Here is a 19,982-nt window from a genome sequence, read left to right as displayed (position 1 = left end):
ACTAAAAAAGGAATATATACTTCTATAGGTAACTTACCTTTACTCGCTAAAAACATTAAATCATGGTGAAAGACCTGAATTACACCCTAGAAAATCACTTAAAAAGTAACATCCTATCTGAACTTATCAGCTTTTTAGAAGTAGTGCCAACATTACATCGGCATCATGAACCGCGACAGCGGCGCGTCGGAGGAACGGGTGGAGGTGATGAGCGCGGGCGAGAAACGCATGGCCTTGCAGGTTTCTGACCTGGTGATCCGGAAGGGGGGAGATGAGACGCGGCCCGGCAGCAGCGATTGGGAGCCCATGCTGCACAAACGCGGCTTCGAGCAGATCGTAGAGGATTTCATCCAGACTGTGAAGACAGGGCAAACCCCTCAAGTTTCGGCTACTGACGCGCTGTTGACCCATGAGCTCTGCGAGCGCATCGTCGGGCAGCTAGAGCGGCCATAAGGCGCAGATTCTGGTGCCATTTGCTGCTGTGCGGTGCGTATCCTTGTCCTGCTTTTGCGTATAGGGAGTAGTTTATACCACTTCATACCGATAGCGCAATGCAGGACACAAACGATTTAACCCCTTTAATCACGGTGCTCGCCCAGGTGCGGGAGCGAGGCTACGTTCAGGACTTTAGAGTGACCGAAAACGGGCGCCTGAGCACGACGGACGGGACGCAGGAATTCGAGCCGGGCCAAGTGCAGATCGTGAACTTCTACCGCTTCGAGGGCGAAAGCAACCCCGACGACATGGCAATCCTCTATGTGCTGGAGACCGCCACTGGCGCAAAGGGCACTCTCTCAGACGCCTACGGCACGTATGCCGACGATAAAATCGAAACTTTCATGAGTCAGGTACGGGACTTGGGCAAGAACCTCGACACGCGGGAATAGCGCCCGCACAGGCTGATGCGTGATATGGCCCCGCGGCTAACCTCGTATCTTAGACGCATCTACTTTGCGGTCATCGCTGCTGACAGACAGAACACGCGCCTGCGCCTTCCGTAGTATACTGGGCGCACCGGGGTATAACTGCTCCTGGCTGTTACCGGTTTGCGCATACCCTCATACCCAATGTTAACCTCCCCTGATTTACGAGTAGATTACATGACACAAGAAACCAGAATAGCCCATACCGGCAAGCCGCGTGTGCTCATTATCGGGGGCGGGTTTGGCGGCATCGAGCTGGCGAAAGCCCTGCGCCACACCGAAGTGCAAGTGGTGCTCGTAGACCGAGAGAACTACCATACCTTTCAGCCGCTGCTCTACCAGGTGGCTACCGCGGGCGTCGAGGCCGACTCCATCATACACCCTTTCCGGAAAATATACAAAGGCCAGGAGAATTTCTATTTCAGGCTGGCCGAGGTAGAATCCATCGACACAGGCAACCGCATGGTGGAGACAACGATTGGCCTGATCGAGTATGATTACCTGGTGCTGGCCACCGGCGCGACGTCAAACTTTTTCGGCGACAAGGTGATGGAGGAGAAGGCCATCTCGATGAAGAGCCTGGACGATGCCCTGATCTTGCGGAACACCATGCTGCAAAACTTTGAGAAGGCATTGCAGGTAGCCGATGAGGAGCAGAAAAACAGCCTGATGGATTACGTGATCGTGGGCGGCGGGCCGACGGGAGTGGAACTGGCGGGGGCGCTGAGCGAGCTGCGGAAGCACGTCTTCCCGAACGACTACAAAGAGCTCAACTTCCGGGACATGGACATTCACCTGATCCAAAGCGGCCCCCATCTGCTGAAGGGGATGTCGGGAGAGGCCTCGCGGGAAGCCTTGCGTTTTCTGGAGGATTTTGGCGTGAAGGTATGGCTGAATCGCCGCGTGAAATCCTACGACGGCTATACCGTGTCGTTAGACACAGGCGAGACCCTCGTGACACGCACCCTGATCTGGGCGGCGGGCGTAGCCGGGGCTCCCGTGCGGGGCATCCGGCCAGAGAGCATTTTGCCCGGGAGTCGCCTGCTGGTAGACCGATACAACCGCGTGTCTGGGTATGAAAACGTGTTCGCCATCGGCGACCTCGCAGCCATGGTGACGGAGGAGAACCCGCAGGGGCACCCCATGCTGGCGCAGGCAGCGATACAGCAGGGCCGCCTGCTGGGCAGGAACATCGGACACCTGCTGGCGGGCACGCCCCTGGAGCCTTTTACCTATAACGACAAGGGCTCGATGGCCACAGTGGGCCGCAACCGCGCGGTGGCCGACCTGAAGCTCGGAAAAAAGGAGATCAAAACGCAGGGGTTTATGGCCTGGCTAATCTGGATGTTTATCCACCTGGTGTCGGTGATAGGGTTCCGCAACAAGCTGGTCGTGACGATGAACTGGCTCTGGAGCTACTTTACTTACGATACCGGCAACAGGTTTATCGTGGGCCAGAAGCAGGAGAATACCCCGGTTGAGGATACGATTTCGGAGAAGGCAGTGGTATAGCGTTGTGGTGGTGTACTAATTTGTAGGCTGCTTTTTTCAATTCATTATAGTATATTCGGTCATTGCGTTTGTGCGCCGCCGCGAAACCACGCGCAGGGCATTTCCATACACCCGAATGAAGCAAGGCTATATGAAACATCAGGAACACAGAGGACGCGTACGGTATACCATTGCCCTTCTCTTTCTGCTTTTTGCCACGTCAGCCATCGCGCAGAAAAAACCGAACGTGGTGCTTATCCTGACCGATGACCAGGGATGGGGGGACTTAAGCTTGCATGGCAACCCTTGGGTAGAAACCCCTCAACTGGATCAGCTGGCCAGAAGCGGAGAACGCTTTGAGAACTTTTATGTAAGCCCCCTGTGCGCTCCGTCGAGGGCAAGCATCCTAACAGGTAGGTATAGTCTGCAGACCGGGGTCGTATCTGTCTCGAAAGGGCTGGAGGTAATGGACACGGATGAAACCACGCTTGCCGAGCTGTTTAAGGCCAATGGGTATAAAACCGGTATTTTTGGCAAGTGGCACAACGGCCAGCACTATCCCAACCGTCCCAATGATCAGGGGTTCGACGAATTCCTGGGTTTCAGCGCAGGGCACTGGTCAAACTATTTCAACACCGACCTGGACCACAACGGCAAAACAGTAAAGACCAAAGGCTATATCACGGATGTGCTGACAGATGCCGCCCTGCAGTTCATGGCTTCCAGCGGACAGGAACCTTTCTTCTGCTACATCCCCTACAACGCGCCGCATACCCCTCACCAGGTGCCCGATACCTACTTCGAGAAGTATAAAGCCAAGGGCCTGAGCGATGAACTGGCAAGCATCTATGGCATGGTGGAAAATGTGGATGATAATGTGGGCAGGGTGTTGCGTTACCTGAAAGATAAGCATCTCGAAGAAAACACCATCGTCATTTTCCTGTCTGACAACGGGCCAAACGGCGTTCGGTACAATGGTGCGATGCGAGGCATCAAAGGCAGTGTGCACGAGGGTGGTGTGCGTGTCCCGTTCTTTATCAGTTGGAAAAACCATATCCCGGCTGGCAAAATCATGGAAACGCCGATGGCCCATGTCGATCTTTATCCCACCCTTTTTGAGATGTGCCAATTGGAGGCCGTGCCAGGCAAGCCACTTGACGGAATGAGCTTCGCCCCGATGATTTTGCGGGGCAGCGAGCCCCCAGCCGCTAACAGGAAAATATTTACGCACGTCAACTTCATGGAGGTGCCGGTTACGATCAACTCCGGAGGTTTCCGCGACAGTCAGTATCGTTTTGCCTATGAAAGCGGCAGTCCCCAGTTATATGATCTCTTGCAGGATCCCGAGGAAAAAAATGATCTCTCGCGGCAAAAAACGGCGCTTGCCAACCAGTATACAAAAGCGTATCAGCAGTGGTTTAACGGCGCTACCTCCTCTCTAAAACTTGACAGGCCCCTTGTGCTTTCGGCCATGGGAGTAACGTTGCCCGTTTATGAGGCCACACTTTCTGCAGGAATCAGGTTTAAGGAGGGCCATGGCTGGGCACATGACTGGGTAGAGAAATGGCCTGGCACCGAGGATAGCCTGTACTGGGAGATTGATTGCCAAAAGCCGGGGAAATATCTCGTTGAAATGGAGTACTTGTGCGCCGACGAAAACGTGGGTTCCCGGATTGTGTGCAGCATCGGGAAGCAAAGCAAAGCTGTCTCCATCCGGGAGCCCTTTTCCTCGGAACAACTGCCAAGTCCGGACAGAGTGCCCCGAAAGGAAGCGTATGAAATGCAGGAATGGAAAGCTCTGCGCATCGGTACGTTTCAAATCCCAGCGGGCAAACACGTAGTAAAGCTAAAAGCCCTTCGCGTAAAAAATGAAAACGTGGCCGAAGTAAAAGGACTGCGTCTAAAGTTCGTAGAGAATCAATAAGGCCAGAAAGCATACCCATACCGGCAGGAGAATATCGGCCGGAAGTCGAGCCTTGTGACGCAAACCCATACATGACAGATAGAACATCAACTCCAGTTTGGAGTCAACTGATCGGGTTTTCGTTAGCTTGCATTAGAACCAAACAGCAACTGATAATCAACATGAAAAAAATAGCGTTTATTTCTGGTGCAGTGTCGGTGTCGCTTACTACATTGAGTATCCTGTTCAAACTGTTGCACCTTCAGGGGGCTGATGGACTTCTGCAGTTAGGTATGGGTTTGTTTGCAATTGTCTTTGTGCCGAGCCTCGCAAAGTATCTGTACGATAAGTCAGCTTAACTGCATGGCGCTGGGTTCAATATAAAGTGCTCTTTAACGGCCCAATTATGGTTTGTAGCACTTGTTTTGATGTTACGGTCTTCCAAAACTTGATGCTGGCTGCCGAAATACATTTGCCCATGTCATGTGAAGAGTCGTTGGGAAGGCATCCTTGGTAAACAGAGAAGCCGCTTTTAAAAGCGGCTTCTCTGTTTACCAAGGATTTAGAAAGGATACTCCCGGAACTCGTCCTGGTAGCTGACCCACTGCAGTGTGGTGAGCTCCTCCAGAATCCACTGGCCCCCGAAGCGCCCGATACCGGAGTTCTTCTCGCCCCCGAAAGGCGTGTTCATCTCGTCGTTCACCGACTGGTCGTTGATGTGTACCATGCCCGCCTCAATTTGCCTGGCCAGCCTGAGGCCTTTCTGCAGGTCTTTGGTATGGAGCGCCGAGCTCAGGCCATACTCCGTGGCATTGGCCAGGTCAATAGCCTCCTGATCGCTTTTAAAGGTGGTTAACCCGACAACCGGCCCGAACACTTCTTCCTGAAAAAGCGGGTTGTCTTTCGTCACGCCCGACAGCACGGTGGGGTGCACCACGTTGCCGGTTGCCTCGCCGCCAGTTTCTATTTTCGCGCCTGCTTTCACGGCCCGGTCAATCAGGTCCAACACGCGCTTTACCGCCTTGTTGTCGATCAGCGGACCTACAACGGTTTCTGCTTTGGCAGGGTCTCCGTAGGGCAGGGCCTTCGCTCTAGCCACAAACTGCTCCAGAAACGCATCGTGCAGCTTTTCGTGTATAAGAATCCGATTCGTGGACATGCAGATCTGGCCCTGGTGCATGAAGCGGCCAAAAATGGCGGCATCCACGGCATGGGCCACATCGGCATCCTCCAGCACCACCAAAGGGTTGTTTCCGCCCAATTCGAGCGCCAGCTTTTTCAGGCCTTCCCCGCCCAGCTTCCCGATGCCTTTGCCTACCGGGGTAGAGCCGGTAAACGAAATCAGGTTGGAGACAGGGTGCGCCACCACATAGTCGCCGATGATGCTGGACTTGCCCACCACCACATTGAGCACGCCCCGCGGCACACCGGCCTCCTCAAACAGCCTGGCGATAAACGTGCCGCCGGTAACCGGCGACTGGGAGGCGGGCTTCATCACTACGCCGTTGCCAACCGCCAGGGCAGGCGCCACGGTGCGCATCGAGAGGTATAGCGGGAAGTTCCAGGGGCTGATCATGGCCACCACGCCTAACGCTTTCCGGTATACCAGGCTCTGCTTGCCCGGCGTGAAGGAAGGAATGGTATACCCCTGCATCCGCATCGGGAACGAAGCGGCCTCCAGCAGCATGTTGCAGGTTTGTGTGTGCTCTATCTCGGCTTTCAGCGAGGTGCTTCCGACCTCTTTCATCAGCCACTCCATTACTTCGTCTTTCCGGTCCTGCAAAAGGCTGGCGGCTTTCAGCATAATCTGCTGCCGTTCGGTAGGGGGTGTGTCGCGCCAGGCTTTCGCGGCATCTTTGGCGGCGTTAAAGGCTTTGTCCACATCGTCGGTGCCTGCCCCCTGAAAGGTGTTGAGCACTGTGTCGTCGAAGGGGTTGAGGTTTTCGAGGGTATGGCCTTCTGTGCCGTCTGTCCACTCGCCGGCGATATATTGTTTGTTGAGGTTGGTATATGCTTCCATAGAAAGGTGAGGTATTAAATTGTGTGTGTATACATACGTTTACAGTTCAACCCGCATAATTGTTTAGTGTCGTTTAAGGGCACCCCCGCGTGCTTTTGTTACAATGAGGTATGAAGCCGTACATTCTCGGTTGCCGCAAAAGCATATTTTTTAAAAATGGCTCGAAGTACGCTATTTACAGATTCGCAAAAACCTTTTATTATGATTATTTATATATAGCAAGCGTCATGAAAAGTTTGAATGAAGAGGCAAACTTAATCAGGATGTCTGTCTTATTTGAAATATTTCAAAGCCTAAAAAGCATCTAAATAATTTTTAATTGTAATGAATTGATTGTTCTTCATGCTTTATCGTATTGATAAAGAGTGTTGTATAATATGTTTATAAACAATATGGGTAGGGTGTAAATTTTTCAACCAGAATATTTTTAAGATTGTCTTTAAGTTATATAAAGCCAGTGTGCTTCATACCAGGGAGGGATTTGTATTTTAGTACTTTACTCATACCTCTAAAAACAAAAATAACGAATGTGAGCGGCTGTATCCAGTATCAGTTTCAATGAGTGCTATAGCGTTGAAAGCAGTGTTTTACCTGCTGCCTTATTTTCTGCTCCTCCGAAATGACCGGTATGAATTGCCTGGTTTTCTGACATCTTTAGGTCTGCTGCCCATATAGGGGTAACGTGTTAAACTCTCTTTTTCTAACATGTTTTCGCAGATACAGTCTTCCCATCCACGGCTTATTATGCCGGATTTTTCTTGCTACAGATCAACATCTCCTTGTTTTAACCAAAGACTAACATGAAAAGCAAATCTACAATTACCCATTTTTGCGAGTGGGCTTTATTTTTTATCGGCTTTATCCTGTTTGCAGCGCCTCCGGCAGTAGCCCAAAGCTGCGCGCCTTACAGCACACTCCCTTGTAACCAGTTGCAGGCCGCATTGCCGGTAAACCTGACGTTTAGCGGCAACGTCTCTGGCACTATGGTCGATAAGAACGGTATAGGTACCGGCTTTCGGATGGTGGTACCTTACTCTGGAAGCAGGCTGTCTGCGGATGGAAAGCCCAGTAACAAGAAAATCAAGGCCTACGAGTCTGGCAGGCTGTCCGTGAGTTCCGGCACGCTGAAAGTGACCTCGAACAAGGGAATTGCCTACATTACCAACAACAACCAGCTGAATACCCTGGGCGTGCAGGTGGATTCGCGCAAGAAACTCCAGCTAGGCCTTTTAATCCTGAAACCTTACAACGGAAGCGCTGGCCAGCAGGGAGGGATTTGGTTTGGGCTAAACGACAAGACCTTCCTGAAATTAGTCGTTACGGGTAATAAAGTGGAGTTAAGAAAGGAAACCAATGATGTTTCGGGCACGGCAGACCAACGCATCACCTCCACCATCTCCGGCCTTGACAACCAGAATGTCAGACTACGGCTGGAAATAGACCTGGCGACCAACACAGCAGAAGGGTTCTATTCAGTTGACGGCACCACGTATGTAAACGTAGGGGCCGCATACACTACCAAGGGGTTAAATATTACCGGAATGGGGCTGACAGCCAGCACTGCATATGCCTGTTTGTATGCCACGCACCGCAATGCCACTCAGGCTGTGACGTATACCTTCGATGAATTATCTGTGAAGGAGGTTGCATCTTCCCCACGGCCGTACGTGACAGCGGTGCGCCCAGCGGACGGGGCCACAAATGTGCCGCTCGATCAGTCGGTGGCGGTTGACCTGGCCTTCCCCAGTGGCAAGTCTATAGACGGTGCCACCGTGAATACCAGCACGGTAAAACTTTTTCGGGTTACCAGCACGGGCCTGAGCCAGGTGTCGGGCACTGCCGTGAACACGACCGCCGCCGGAGACGCGATTACGCTCTCCGCCACGCTCGCCGTCAGCACGACGTATGAGTTCCAGATCACGGATCAGGTTAAAGATTTGAATGGCTATGCCATGATCCCCTTCGCCTCACGCTTCACAACCACCAGTTCGTCAGAGGGCACACCTCCTGACCTGGAAGGGTATCCTTTACCATACAGACGCTGGTAGACAACAGCTTTGGCAGCTACGGGTTCACCACGCTGGCCATAGGCCCCGACCGCCGGTTATACGCCGTTACTTCTGGCGGGAAAATAGAGCGCTGGGACATTAATGCGGATGGCACGATCCGGAACCGCGTCACCATTTCCCCCTTTGGCACTTCCTCCCGGCTGCTAATCGGCTTTCATTTCGACCCGACAGCCACGGCCTCAAACCTCATTGCCTGGATGAGCCATTCATCGCCTGCATTCAGCGCCGTGCCAGACTGGACCGGGAAAATTACCCGGATGAACCTGAACAACCCAGCCAGCCCACAACTGCAGGATTACGTGATTAATCTGCCTCGCTCTTATAAAGACCACTCCACGAACCCCATCGATTTTGGCCCGGACAATGCCCTGTACTTTACCCAGGGCAGCAACTCTGCGATGGGAGCCCCCGACGCCGCGTGGGGAAACAGGCCGGAGCGCCTCCTGACGGCTGCAGTGCTGCGCCTGGACATCGCCCTTGCAAAGCAGTTGCCCCTGCCTATTGACGTAAAGACCAGCGACGGCGGTGGCACGTACAATCCCTTCGCAACAGGCGCACCGCTTACCATATATGCCAAAGGCCTCCGCAACGCTTATGACCTGGTATGGCATTCTAACGGTGAGTTGTATGTGCCCACCAACGGGTCTGCGGCCGGCGGAAACACCCCGGAGTTAAAAACAGGAACTGCTTGGTCGAATGGGCAGGCGTATACCGGCCCCACTGTCAGCGCGATGTTCGATGTGCGGGACACCCAGAATGATTACCTGTTCCGGGTGAAAAAAGGGGGGTATTACGGGCACCCGAACCCGTTGCGCAACTAGTACATCCTCGCCGGGGGCAACCCCACCTCGGGCGTTGACCCTGGCGAAGTAGTATGGACCGCCAACGGGCAGAAATATGGGTACCCGGTCGGGACGCCCAAAGAACCTAATTTCAGGGGATGGGCGTATGATTTCGGGCTGAACATCTCGCCAAATGGCATTCTGGAATACAAGAGCAATGCATTTGATGGCAAGCTCAAGGGAATGCTGCTGGTGTGCCGTTTCAGCGGAGGCGACGACATCATCCTGCTCCAACCGGGCGGTACCAGCAAGGACATTGTCAGTGCCGTGACCGGAAGCCAGATACCCGGACTCCGGAAGCCCTTCGCTAATCCGCTGGATATTGTGGAAGACGAGCGGACAGGCAACCTGTACATCACGGAGTACTATGATGGCAACGGAAAGGGCAAGCCTTACCTGACCTTGCTGAAGGCCAACACGCCGGCGACCATGACTGCCCAAAGCAGCTCACCCGCGCTGGCGCTACCCGATGAAAGCACGTTTGGCGATAACCTGGAGGTATACCCGAACCCGAACAGGGGCAGCAGCATACATATTACGGCGCAAAGGGTAGGTATGAACGCGCCTGTCTCGGTAGCAGTGCTGGATGCCGCCGGACGCCTCGTGCAGGCGAACTTGGCCCATTCCGATGCGCAAGGGGGTATAAAAACGGAAGTTACTTTGAACAGACACCTGAACCAGGGACTATACTTCATTAAACTGCAAACCCAGACAGGCGTGGTGCGGTACAGGAAATTTTTGGTGCAATAAAAAGGTGCTGTCAGGTCCGGATAAACAGTCCGCAGTGCCTATAAAACCGGGGATGCATTCCTACTGCATTTGACTTATAGCAGCAGGAACGCATCCCCGGTTTAGTTACTGTGTTATTTAAGTTGTGTTGCGGCCTGTTCGCGGTGTTGGATAATGCGGAAACTCTCTACCAGTTTCACCGCCTCGGGTATGTTCTCGGCGAAAAGCGCGATGAAAGCCCCTTCGGGGGCATACTCCAGAGCATAGGCCAGGGCGCGCAGTTCGTGGTTGATCTCTTTGAGTCTGATGTCAGGCTTCGCTTCCAGAATACCCTCTTTCAGAAGCGCGTTGATCTCGGTGCCCGACTTGCCGCGCAGGTCGGTGTCCTGCCGGATGATGATCTCGTCGAATACGCTGGCGGCAATCCGGCCCATATCGCGCGTGTCCACGTCGCGCCTGTCGCCGATGCCTGCCAGAATCCCGATTTTGGGATAGGCCTTCACTTTGTCGATAAACTCGCTGATGGCCTGCATACCGGCCGCATTGTGGGCATAGTCGATCAGCACCTCATACTTCGGCAGCTGGAAGAGGTTCATGCGCCCGGGCGTGGTTTCGGAAGACGGGATAAAAGTGCGTAGCGCGGTTTTAATCTCGCTTACCTCGAGGTGGGAGACATACCCGGCCAGCGTGGCCGCCAATACATTCTCCACGTTAAACGCGGCTCTCCCGCCAAAGGTAAGCGGCACGTCGGCCGCCCTGTCTACCCGAATTTTGTAGCTGTTTTTGAAGATCGATATAAAACCGTCTTCCAGCACGGCGGCCAGCCCTCCCTTGGCTATATGGTCCTGAATGCGGGGGTTACTTTCCTCCAGGCTGAAGAGCGCTACCTTGCAACGCAGCCCTGCGGCCATGGCATACACCAGGTCGTCGTCGGCGTTCAGGATAGCGTACCCGTCCCGGCAAACCGTCTTGGGAACCACGGCTTTCACATCTGCCATCTCCTCAACCGTGTGGATGTCGCGGAGCCCGAGGTGGTCGGCCGCAATGTTCGTGACGATGCCAATGTCGCACTGCGTAAACGCTAGCCCGGAGCGCAGCAGCCCGCCACGGGCGCACTCCAGCACGGCATAATTCACGGTGGAGTCCCGGAGCACAAACTCACTGCTGATCGAGCCCGTTGTGTCGCCTTTGATGATCTTCCTGTCCTGTATATATATGCCGTCGGTGGTGGTGAAGCCAACCTTGTGGCCCTTAAACTTCAGTATGTGCGCGATCAGGCGGGTGGTGGTGGTTTTCCCGTTGGTGCCAGTCACGGCGATGATCGGGATACGGGACGGACTCCGGTAGGGGAAGAGCATGTCAATGATCGGCTCGGCCACGTTACGGCGCAGGCCCTCTGTGGGGGAGATGTGCATGCGCAGCCCAGGAGCGGCGTTGACCTCAATCACGGCACCCATTGTTTCCGGGAGGGGTATGGCGATGTCGGTGGTCATCACATCGATGCCGCAGATGTCAAGCCCAACCGTGCCGGCAATCCGCTCCGCCATCAACACGTTGTAAGGGTGCACGAGATCTGTGACGTCGGCGGCGGTGCCGCCCGTGCTCAGGTTGGCGGTGTTTTTCAGGTATAAAATCTCCCCCTCCGGCAGCACCGACCGCAGCGTGAGGCCCTGTTCCCGCAAAATTCCTCGGGTCAACTTGTCCACCTTAATGTGCGTGAGTTCCTTTTCGTGGCCCACCCCCCGACGCGGGTCCTTGTTCACCGCGTTCACCAGCTGCCGGATCGTGGAGTGCCCATTGCCCACCACCAGGGCGGGGGTGCGCTTGGCGGCGGCCACGAACTTGCCGTTTATCACGAGCAGGCGGTAGTCGTGGCCGCTGATGAACTGCTCCACGATCACTTCAGTAGAGAAACGCTGTGCCTCCGCAAGCCCATTTAGCGCCTCTTTCCACTGCAGGATGTTGATGGTGGCGCCCTTGCCCTGGTTGCCGTCCAGGGGTTTGGTCACCAGAGGGTATCCCAGCTCTTGCGCGGCTTCCTCGAGTTCGGCAGCGTTGGTAACCGTCAGGCCGCGGGGCACCGGGATGCCTGCCTCCTCCAGCATCAGCTTGGTGGCGTTCTTGTCGCCGGCATATTCCACGGCAAAGTAAGACGTGTTGCTGGTAATGGCAGCCTGAATGCGCTTCTGGTGCATCCCATAGCCCAACTGTATATGGCCACTGGTCTTGTTCTGGAGATAGGGGATGTTGCGCGACACGGCTTCCTGCACAATGGCCTCGGTGCTCGGGCCAAAGTACTCGTCCTCCCGAATCTGGTGCAGCCTGGCCACCTCCTGAATCACACTGACCCGCTCTCCCTTTGCCAGCGCCTCCGTGATGCGCACAGCCGCCTCAGCGGCATATTCCCCGGCTCGTTCCTGCTGGTAAGAGAAAACCACGTAATCCATGCCGGGCTCTTTGGCGGCGTAGCATCGGCCATAGCCACAGTTCATACCTGCCATGGTCTGCAATTCCAGCGCAATGTGTTGCACTACCTTGCTGAATGTGGTGCCGACCCGCACCAGGCGCAAAAAGCCCCCCTCGGTGCGTTCGGAAGACCGGTGCCGCACCATGCCCGGGAATATTTTCTGCAGTTTCTGCGGCAGTTGCGGCAATGCGTCTGTCTGCAGCTCTTGCAGCTCCTCCATGTTTAGTTTCAGAACGATGATTTTGGGATGTTTAATAGACCAGTAATTTGGTCCCCGCATAATGCCCAGCGCTTCAATTTTCATATGTAACAGGTATAAACTTTCTAGTGGCTATGAGGAATCAGGAAGTGAATGCCATAGAACACCTTAAAGCAGGTAATTTGTCTTTACTGTAGCTATACGTGGGGAAGCAGTGCTTTGGCAGTGGTGAGGAGGCAAATTGCACCTTCGACAGGATAAGTGCGGCATGCTTGAGCTGGACCTGTGCCCATGGGCAATTCTGGACAGGATTTGAAAGGGGAGGAGACAGGCCTCCTTCGCGTTATACCTTGTGAAAAACTCCAGCGGGGCAGGCTTGACTTATTCAACTGATTCTTAACTTATTATGGCGATAAACGTCTGCTATAGAAGGAGATATCGTTTTATGTAAGCAGGTGTGCTCATGGGAACTTCAATACGTTGGGTTATCCGTCGCGTGAAAGGCCGGGTGGCTTGTTTTTTCGAATGGGACGACCGTATCACAGCACGGTCAGTTATCCATATAACCGCAGCCGAGGTGGGCTTTGGCACTACCCAGCGACGCCCAACCCCTCCCGGCCAGAACTTCTTCTATCACCTCGGGGCTGCCTCTGTGTGGGTATCCAATATCTCGCCCCGAAAGAATGAATTCAGAGGCAGCCCCGGCAGTGTGGCGTTTTATCTGCATGTCGATTGGGACTCGCCGCTTGACGTGGCCGTCACGATTACCGTGGAAGACGCACTACCGATCGAAATTCAGGGATACTGAACAGTCAGCCACAAAAAAACATCAGCCCCCAGTGCTTAAACCAGGGGCTGATGTTTTTTTTACTTTGGGTATGGGGCAGGAGCCTTAGCTGCCCAGCACCAGTTGCGACAGTTCTTTCGACGGTAGCTCTGAGGCACCCATTAGGTATATATCCATTGCCCGGGCCGCTTCGCGCCCGTCGGAGATTGCCCATACCACCAGCGACTGGCCGCGGCAGGCATCGCCGGCAGAGAATATACCCGGGATGTTGGTCTGCCAGTCCTGCAGCTTGAAATTGCCGCGACTGTCGAACTCGAAGTCGAAGCTTGCCTGGAAGTCGTCGTGCATCGGGCGCTCATACCCAATCGCGATCAGGGCCAGGTCGCAGGGCAGGATGCGCTCGCTTCCGGCCTTCTCATCATACTCCCGGCTGGATTTCCATTCCAGCTCTACCACCTTCAGGCCTGTCACGTGGCCATTCTCATCGCCCACAAACTCCTTCGTCAGCCAGCCCCAGCTGCGCTCGCAGCCTTCGTCATGGGAACTCGAGGAGGAATAGGTCATGGGCCACTCTGGCCACGGGTTGTGTGGCGCACGCGTGTCGGATGGCATGGTGCGGTACTGCAACTGGCTGATAGAGCGCGCGAAATGGCGGTTGGCAGTACCCACACAGTCAGAGCCGGTGTCACCTCCGCCAATCACCAGCACATGCTTGTCCTGGGCGTGGAGGTCTATCTCTGCCGGAATCTCCTCATTGGCAACGCGGCGGTTGTGCAGCGTCAGGTACTCCATCGCAAAATGGATGCCCTTAAGGTCGTTTCCGGGGATGTCGAGCAAGCGCGGCTTGGTGGAGCCGATGGCTACCAACACGGCGTCGTACTTGCGGTGCAGCTTTTTAATGGTTGTGTCGGTGCCGATCTCCACGCCGAGGTGAAAGCGGATGCCTTCGGCCTTCAGGATGTCCAGGCGACGGTCGATGGTCCATTTCTCCAGTTTAAAGTCCGGTATACCATAGCGGAGGAGCCCGCCCGCTTTGTCGTCTTTGTCATACACGTGCACTTCGTGCCCGGCCTGGTTGAGTTGCGCGGCGGCCGCAAGGCCCGCAGGACCTGAGCCGATCACGGCTACTTTTTTGCCGGTGCGGTGCTTTGGCGGCTGGGGCTTTACCAGGCCCAGCTCAAACGATTTCTCGGCAATGGCTTTCTCGATGTGCTCGATGGCAACGGCTGGCTTGTTGATGGCCAGCACGCAGCTCGACTCGCACGGTGCCGGGCAGATGCGCCCCGTAAACTCCGGGAAGTTGTTGGTGCTGTAGAGAATCTGCGCTGCGCGATCCCATTCGCCATCGTACACGGCGTCGTTAAAGTCCGGAATCAGGTTGCCCAGGGGGCAGCCGCTGTGGCAGAAAGGCACGCCGCAGTCCATGCAACGGGCAGCCTGTTGCTTTGTCTTCTCTTCCGGGAAGGCGGTATAAATCTCGTTGGAGTCGTTTATTCTTTCCTTCGGGTCACGGGCTTGTGGCAGCTCGCGGTTATATTTTAAAAATCCATCTGCTTTTCCCATCAGGCTACTATTTTAAGCATTTCAGTTTCGTTTACTTGCATGGCCTTTTTCAGGTCATGCGGCATCACTTTCTGGAAGAACTTCTGGTCGGCGTGCCAGGCGCTTAGCATCTGCTGTGCCAGCACACTGCCGGTATAGGCGGCGTGCTCCTTCAGTTTCTGCTCAATCCAGGCCAGATCGGCTTCATCCGGGTCTTCCAGGTCCACCATGTCGAGGTTGCACTGCTCCGGGAAGCTGTTGGCCGGGTCGTAGATGAAGGCTGTTCCGCCGCTCATACCGGCCGCGAAGTTCTTGCCCACATTGCCCAGCACCAGCACCTTACCGCCTGTCATGTACTCACAGCCGTGGTCTCCGATGCCTTCCACCACTGCCTCGGCACCTGAGTTGCGCACACAGAAGCGCTCACCGGCCATACCGTTAATGTATGCCGTGCCGGAAGTGGCGCCATACAGGGCCACGTTGCCGGTGATGATGTGCTCATGCGCCACGTAGGTGGTGCCTTCAAACGGCTGCAGAATCAGCTTGCCGCCCGACAGGCCCTTGCCCAGGTAATCGTTGGCCTCTCCGACAAGACGGAAGGTCAGGCCTGGTGCCAGGAAGCCACCGAAGGTCTGGCCCGCAGAGCCCTGGAAAGTGGCTCTGAAGCTGTCTTCCGGCAAACCGGCCTTGCCATACTGCAGCGACACCTCATAGGAGAGCATGGCGCCCACAGAGCGGTCTACGTTGATGATGCGGTACTCTACCTCGTTTTTCTCTTTCTTGAAGTCTTCGATCAGCTTTCGGTCCAGCACCTGGTCGATGTCGTGTACCTGGTGGATTTGGTTGTAAATCCCCACGGTGTTCGGCACGATTTCCTTGTGCAGAATCGGGGCGAAGTTCAGGTTGCGCAGCTTCCAGTGGTTCAGGTTGTTTTTCACCTTCAGTACCTGGCTTTGGCCTACCATCTCGTTCAGCGTGCGGAAGCCCAGAGATGCCATTATCTCGCGCAGCTCCTCTGCCATAAACTGGAACAGGTTCACCACATACTCCGGCTCGCCGGTGAACAGCTGGCGCAGCTCCGGGTTTTGGGTGGCAATGCCGACAGGGCAGGTGTTGAGGTGGCACTTGCGCATCATGATACAGCCTTCCGCAATCAGGGCGGCCGTGGCCACGCCAAATTCCTCGGCACCCAGCAGTGTTGCCACCGCCAGGTCATAGCCTGTCATAATTTTGCCGTCCGTCTGCAGCACCACGCGGCTGCGCAGGTTGTTTTTCACCAGCGTCTGGTGTGCCTCTGCCAGGCCAATCTCCCAGGGGAGTCCGGCGTGGCGGATAGAGCTCAACGGGCTTGCACCCGTTCCGCCGTCGGCGCCAGCGATCATGATCGCGTCGGCCTTGGCCTTGGCCACGCCTGCCGCAATGGTTCCCACTCCCGCCTCCGACACCAGCTTCACGTTGATGCGGGCGTTCGGGTTGGCGTTCTTCAGGTCATAGATCAGCTGCTTCAGGTCCTCGATCGAGTAGATGTCGTGGTGCGGTGGCGGCGAAATCAGGCCTACTCCCGGTGTCGAGTGGCGCACGCGCGCAATCCATTTGTCTACTTTGTGGCCGGGCAGCTGGCCGCCTTCCCCTGGCTTAGCGCCCTGGGCAATCTTTATCTGTATCTCGTCGGCATTGGCCAGGTAGTGGCTCGTCACGCCGAAGCGTCCGGATGCCACCTGCTTGATGGCCGAGCGCTCCGAGTCGCCGTTCGGCTTTATCTCGTAACGTGCCTCGTCTTCCCCGCCTTCGCCACTGTTGCTCTTGCCGCCGATGCGGTTCATGGCGATAGCCAGCGTGCTGTGCGCCTCGTGCGAGAGCGAGCCAAACGACATCGCCCCGGTGGCAAAGCGCTTCAGGAGGGCTTCGGCAGGCTCAACCTCCTCCAGGGGCACCGACTGGCGCTTCCTGAACTCAAAGAGATTGCGCAGCGTGATGGTCGACTCCTGGTGCTTGCGCACGAGGGTCGAGTATTGCCGGTAGAGGGTATAATCGTTTAGGCGCGTGGATTTCTGCAGCAAGTGGATCACTTCCGGGCGGAGCAGGTGCTCTTCGCCGCGCCGTCTCCACTGGAAGTAGCCACCCGTCTCCAGCATCGGAATCTCATCCAGGAACGCGGACTGATGCTTGGTCAGGGCCTCTTTCTCCAGGTCCTCGAAGTTGAGTCCGTCCAGGCGGCTGATCGTGCCTTTGAAGCACTTCTGGATCACATCCTGGCCAAAGCCGAGGCACTCAAATATCTGGGCGCTCTGGTACGACTGCAGGGTGCTGATTCCCATTTTGGAGAGAATCTTTAGCAGGCCGTTGCCCACGGCATAGATAAACTGGTCTGCATAGTGCTTAAACGGAAGGCTGGTGTCCAGCTTATCGTGTTCCAGCATGTTCTGGATCGTGTCGTACACCATGTATGGGTACACGCAGCTTGCGCCATACCCGATGATGGTGGCGAAATGGTGTGTTTCCCAAGCATCGCCAGCCTCTACCACTAGACCCGTTTTCGTGCGGATGCGCTTGTGGATCAGGTGGTGATGCACAGCCCCAACGGCAAGCAAAGACGGTATGGCTGCACGCGTGGGGCCGATAGCTCTGTTGGAGATGATCAGGATTTTGTTCCCGTCGCGCACGGCTGCCTCAGCGGCCGCGCTGATCGTGTCGAGGGCTTTCTCCAGCGCACCTGCCTCGGTGGTGGTGAAGGTGGCATCGATCACGGCGTGGTCGAATCCCTCGCTCTTCAGGTTGATGATTTTGTTGTAATCGCCGTGGCTGAGAACCGGGTGCGAGATATGGATCTGGCGGGTATGGGCCGGTGTTTCGTCCAGCACGTTCAGCGACTCGCCAAGGCGGGTGAACAGCGACATCACCAGGCGCTCCCGGATCGGGTCAATCGGCGGGTTGCTCACCTGCGCGAAGTGCTGCTTAAAGTAGTTGGACACGTGCTGGCTTTGCAGCGACAGCACCGCCAACGGTGCATCGGAGCCCATGCTGCCCAGCGGCTCTTTGCCCGTGGACGCCATCGGCTTGATGATCATTTTCAGATCTTCGTAGGTATAGCCGTAGGCTTTCTGACGCTGCTGCAGCACCTCCGGTTTCACACTGCTCAGGCAATAGTCCGGCTCGGGGCGCGTGTGCAGCTTGATGCGGTTCTGCTGAATCCAATCGAAATACGGCTTGTCGTCGCACACCAGGCGCTTGATCTCCTCGTCTTCGTATATCTTGTTCTCCGTCAGGTTGGCGAGCAGCATTTTACCGGGCTGCAGCCTGCCGCGGCGCACCACGTCTTTCGGGTTCACGGGCAACGCACCGGCTTCGGAGGCCATGATCAGGCGACCTTGCTGCGTTACGCAGAAGCGCACAGGGCGCAGACCGTTCCGGTCCAGGGTGGCGCCGATTTGCTTTCCGTCGGTAAAGAATAGGGCGGCAGGGCCATCCCAGGGCTCCATCAGGGCCGCATGGTATTTATAAAACGCCTTTTTGTAGGTATCCATAAACGGGTTGTCCTGCCATGCCTCGGGCACCAGCATCATCATCACGTGCGGCAGCGGCCGGCCCGACAGGGTCAGTAGCTCCACCATGGCGTCCAGGTTCGCGGAGTCGGAGTTGCCCGGGTTGGTGATCGGCAGGAGCCACTTCATCTCCTCCTCCGTGAAGTAAGGCGAGGACATCAGGGCCTCCTTCGACTTCATCTTGTTCACGTTTCCGCGGATCGTGTTGATCTCGCCGTTGTGCGCGATGAAGCGGAAAGGCTGTGCCAGTTTCCAGTTCGGGAAGGTGTTGGTGGAGAAACGCGAGTGCACCACCGCCAGCGCCGACTTAAAGTCCGGGTGGCGCAGGTCGTGGTAATATTTCTCTACCTGATCTGTTTTCAGCTGCCCTTTATAGATAATGGTGCGCGAAGAGAGGCTGGCGATGTAGAACATGCCATTCTCCCCACTCACCGTTTTTTTGATCTCATGGGTAATCATGCTGCGCAGCACAAAGAGTTTGCGCTCCAGTTCGTCCTCGTTTAGGTCGGGGTTGGCGGGCTGCACAAACACCTGCTCTATGTATGGCTCCACAGCCTTTGCCTCGTGGCCGGGCACGCGGCCGTTTACCGGCACCAGGCGGTAGCCCAGCAGGTCGAAGCCCAGCTGGCGGATGCACTGGTTGACGGTTTGGCGACACTTGTCCCGCACCTCATACACAGACGGGAAAAAGATCATCCCCACGCCATACCCGCCTTCCTGCGGGAGCTTGATTGCAAATTCACTTAACTGCTTCCTGAAAAAATCGTGCGGAAGCTGCACGAGGATACCGGCACCGTCGCCAGTCTCGGCGTCGCTACCTGTGGCCCCGCGGTGTTCCATGTTCGTCAGCATGGTGAGTGCGTCTTTCACGATACTGTGGGCTCTTTTCCCGTTCAGGTTCACTACACACCCCACCCCGCATGCATCATGCTCAAACTCGGATCTGTACAACCCGGCATTTATGGTTTTGTCTTGATTCATCTAATGTAAACTGAGGTTAACACTTACTTATTTGTGTAAACGAATTCATAATTTACTACACGAATCGTCAAAAAACAAAAGAGTATTTATAGATATTGTATGGAACGAGCGAATTTTGATAACAAAACGTCAACGAAAAAGCCCTTAACCTGCTTAATTGTGAAAATAGGGCCTATAATCCGCCTACTGTGTTGCAAGCTTGGCAATAATCAAATTTTGAAGCTTTTTTTAGAAACCGTAACCAAACGGTGCAAAACAGGGCTTTTGATATGGTCGGTACGTCAGCTGTTAACAAGTCGCCCGTTTCCGGCAACTTGCCAAACTGGATTGTAAGTAATCTTTGGATAGTACCACGTTTTAGCTAACCTGGTATTGTTGTGCTTCAATAAAGATACCTTTATTTGTAAGGGTTGTTCTAATAATAAGAGTTGTTTTTTGATTTTTTGTTAAGTATACTTGGTAATAGCTGTGTGTATGGCAAACTAAG

13 protein-coding genes are annotated in these 19,982 nt (G+C 55.1%); 9 read left to right on the top strand and 4 right to left on the bottom strand.

From position 1 onward, the window contains the following. The first annotated feature begins 165 nt into the window (after nt 1-165). The 5 genes from MKJ04_RS05260 (at nt 166) to MKJ04_RS05240 (ending at nt 4,676) form a co-directional block, all read left to right on the top strand. The gene (locus tag MKJ04_RS05260; protein WP_241639951.1) at nt 166-453 is read left to right on the top strand and encodes a hypothetical protein; all 288 of its coding nucleotides are present in this window, start codon (nt 166-168) and stop codon (nt 451-453) included. Nucleotides 454-551: 98 nt separating this feature from the next. Then, a complete protein-coding gene (locus MKJ04_RS05255) occupies nt 552-887 on the top strand; it encodes a hypothetical protein (protein WP_241639950.1) in 336 nt (111 codons plus the stop codon). A 213-nt stretch (nt 888-1,100) separates the two neighbouring features. Then, nucleotides 1,101-2,435, top strand: coding sequence for an NAD(P)/FAD-dependent oxidoreductase (locus MKJ04_RS05250; RefSeq protein ID WP_241639949.1), 1,335 nt, complete (start codon nt 1,101-1,103; stop codon nt 2,433-2,435). 130 nt (nt 2,436-2,565) lie between these two features. Beyond that, a complete protein-coding gene (locus MKJ04_RS05245; RefSeq protein WP_241639947.1) occupies nt 2,566-4,338 on the top strand; it encodes an arylsulfatase in 1,773 nt (590 codons plus the stop codon). A gap of 161 nt (nt 4,339-4,499) precedes the next feature. Further along, nucleotides 4,500-4,676 (top strand): hypothetical protein, encoded by a 177-nt coding sequence (locus MKJ04_RS05240; protein WP_241639945.1) that lies wholly within the window; start codon nt 4,500-4,502, stop codon nt 4,674-4,676. A 203-nt stretch (nt 4,677-4,879) separates the two neighbouring features. Here MKJ04_RS05240 and MKJ04_RS05235 read toward each other — a convergent pair whose 3' ends face one another. Then, entirely contained in the window at nt 4,880-6,337 is a 1,458-nt protein-coding gene (locus MKJ04_RS05235; protein WP_241639944.1) for an aldehyde dehydrogenase family protein, read from the bottom strand. A gap of 800 nt (nt 6,338-7,137) precedes the next feature. Here MKJ04_RS05235 and MKJ04_RS05230 point away from each other — a divergent pair. The 3 genes from MKJ04_RS05230 (at nt 7,138) to MKJ04_RS05220 (ending at nt 9,998) form a co-directional block, all read left to right on the top strand. After that, nucleotides 7,138-8,385 (top strand): Ig-like domain-containing protein, encoded by a 1,248-nt coding sequence (locus MKJ04_RS05230; RefSeq protein ID WP_241639942.1) that lies wholly within the window; start codon nt 7,138-7,140, stop codon nt 8,383-8,385. Nucleotides 8,386-8,603: 218 nt separating this feature from the next. Further along, nucleotides 8,604-9,227, top strand: coding sequence for a hypothetical protein (locus tag MKJ04_RS05225; protein WP_317246704.1), 624 nt, complete (start codon nt 8,604-8,606; stop codon nt 9,225-9,227). A gap of 204 nt (nt 9,228-9,431) precedes the next feature. Beyond that, nucleotides 9,432-9,998 (top strand): T9SS type A sorting domain-containing protein, encoded by a 567-nt coding sequence (locus MKJ04_RS05220; protein WP_241639940.1) that lies wholly within the window; start codon nt 9,432-9,434, stop codon nt 9,996-9,998. Between the two features lie 113 nt (nt 9,999-10,111). Here the strand turns inward: MKJ04_RS05220 and cphA are convergent, their stop codons facing one another. Further along, on the bottom strand, nt 10,112-12,748 hold the full coding sequence (cphA, locus tag MKJ04_RS05215; protein WP_241639939.1) for a cyanophycin synthetase: 2,637 nt from the start codon (nt 12,746-12,748) through the stop codon (nt 10,112-10,114). Between the two features lie 358 nt (nt 12,749-13,106). On the opposite strand from cphA, the gene MKJ04_RS05210 reads away from it, so the two are divergent. Next, the gene (locus tag MKJ04_RS05210; RefSeq protein WP_241639938.1) at nt 13,107-13,451 is read left to right on the top strand and encodes a hypothetical protein; all 345 of its coding nucleotides are present in this window, start codon (nt 13,107-13,109) and stop codon (nt 13,449-13,451) included. Nucleotides 13,452-13,535: 84 nt separating this feature from the next. On the opposite strand, the gene MKJ04_RS05205 is transcribed toward MKJ04_RS05210, so the two are convergent. Both MKJ04_RS05205 and gltB read right to left on the bottom strand, forming a co-directional pair. After that, entirely contained in the window at nt 13,536-14,993 is a 1,458-nt protein-coding gene (locus MKJ04_RS05205; RefSeq protein WP_241639937.1) for a glutamate synthase subunit beta, read from the bottom strand. Further along, entirely contained in the window at nt 14,993-19,495 is a 4,503-nt protein-coding gene (gene gltB / locus MKJ04_RS05200) for a glutamate synthase large subunit (protein WP_241639936.1), read from the bottom strand. The genes MKJ04_RS05205 and gltB overlap by 1 nt, the downstream gene beginning before the upstream one ends. Between the last annotated feature and the right edge of the window lie 487 nt (nt 19,496-19,982).

This window comes from Pontibacter sp. E15-1 (assembly GCF_022601975.1).
In the GTDB taxonomy this organism is placed as follows: Bacteria; Bacteroidota; Bacteroidia; order Cytophagales; family Hymenobacteraceae; genus Pontibacter.
Note: the sequence above shows the minus strand (reverse complement) of the source record. Positions and strands in the feature narration are given on the sequence as shown.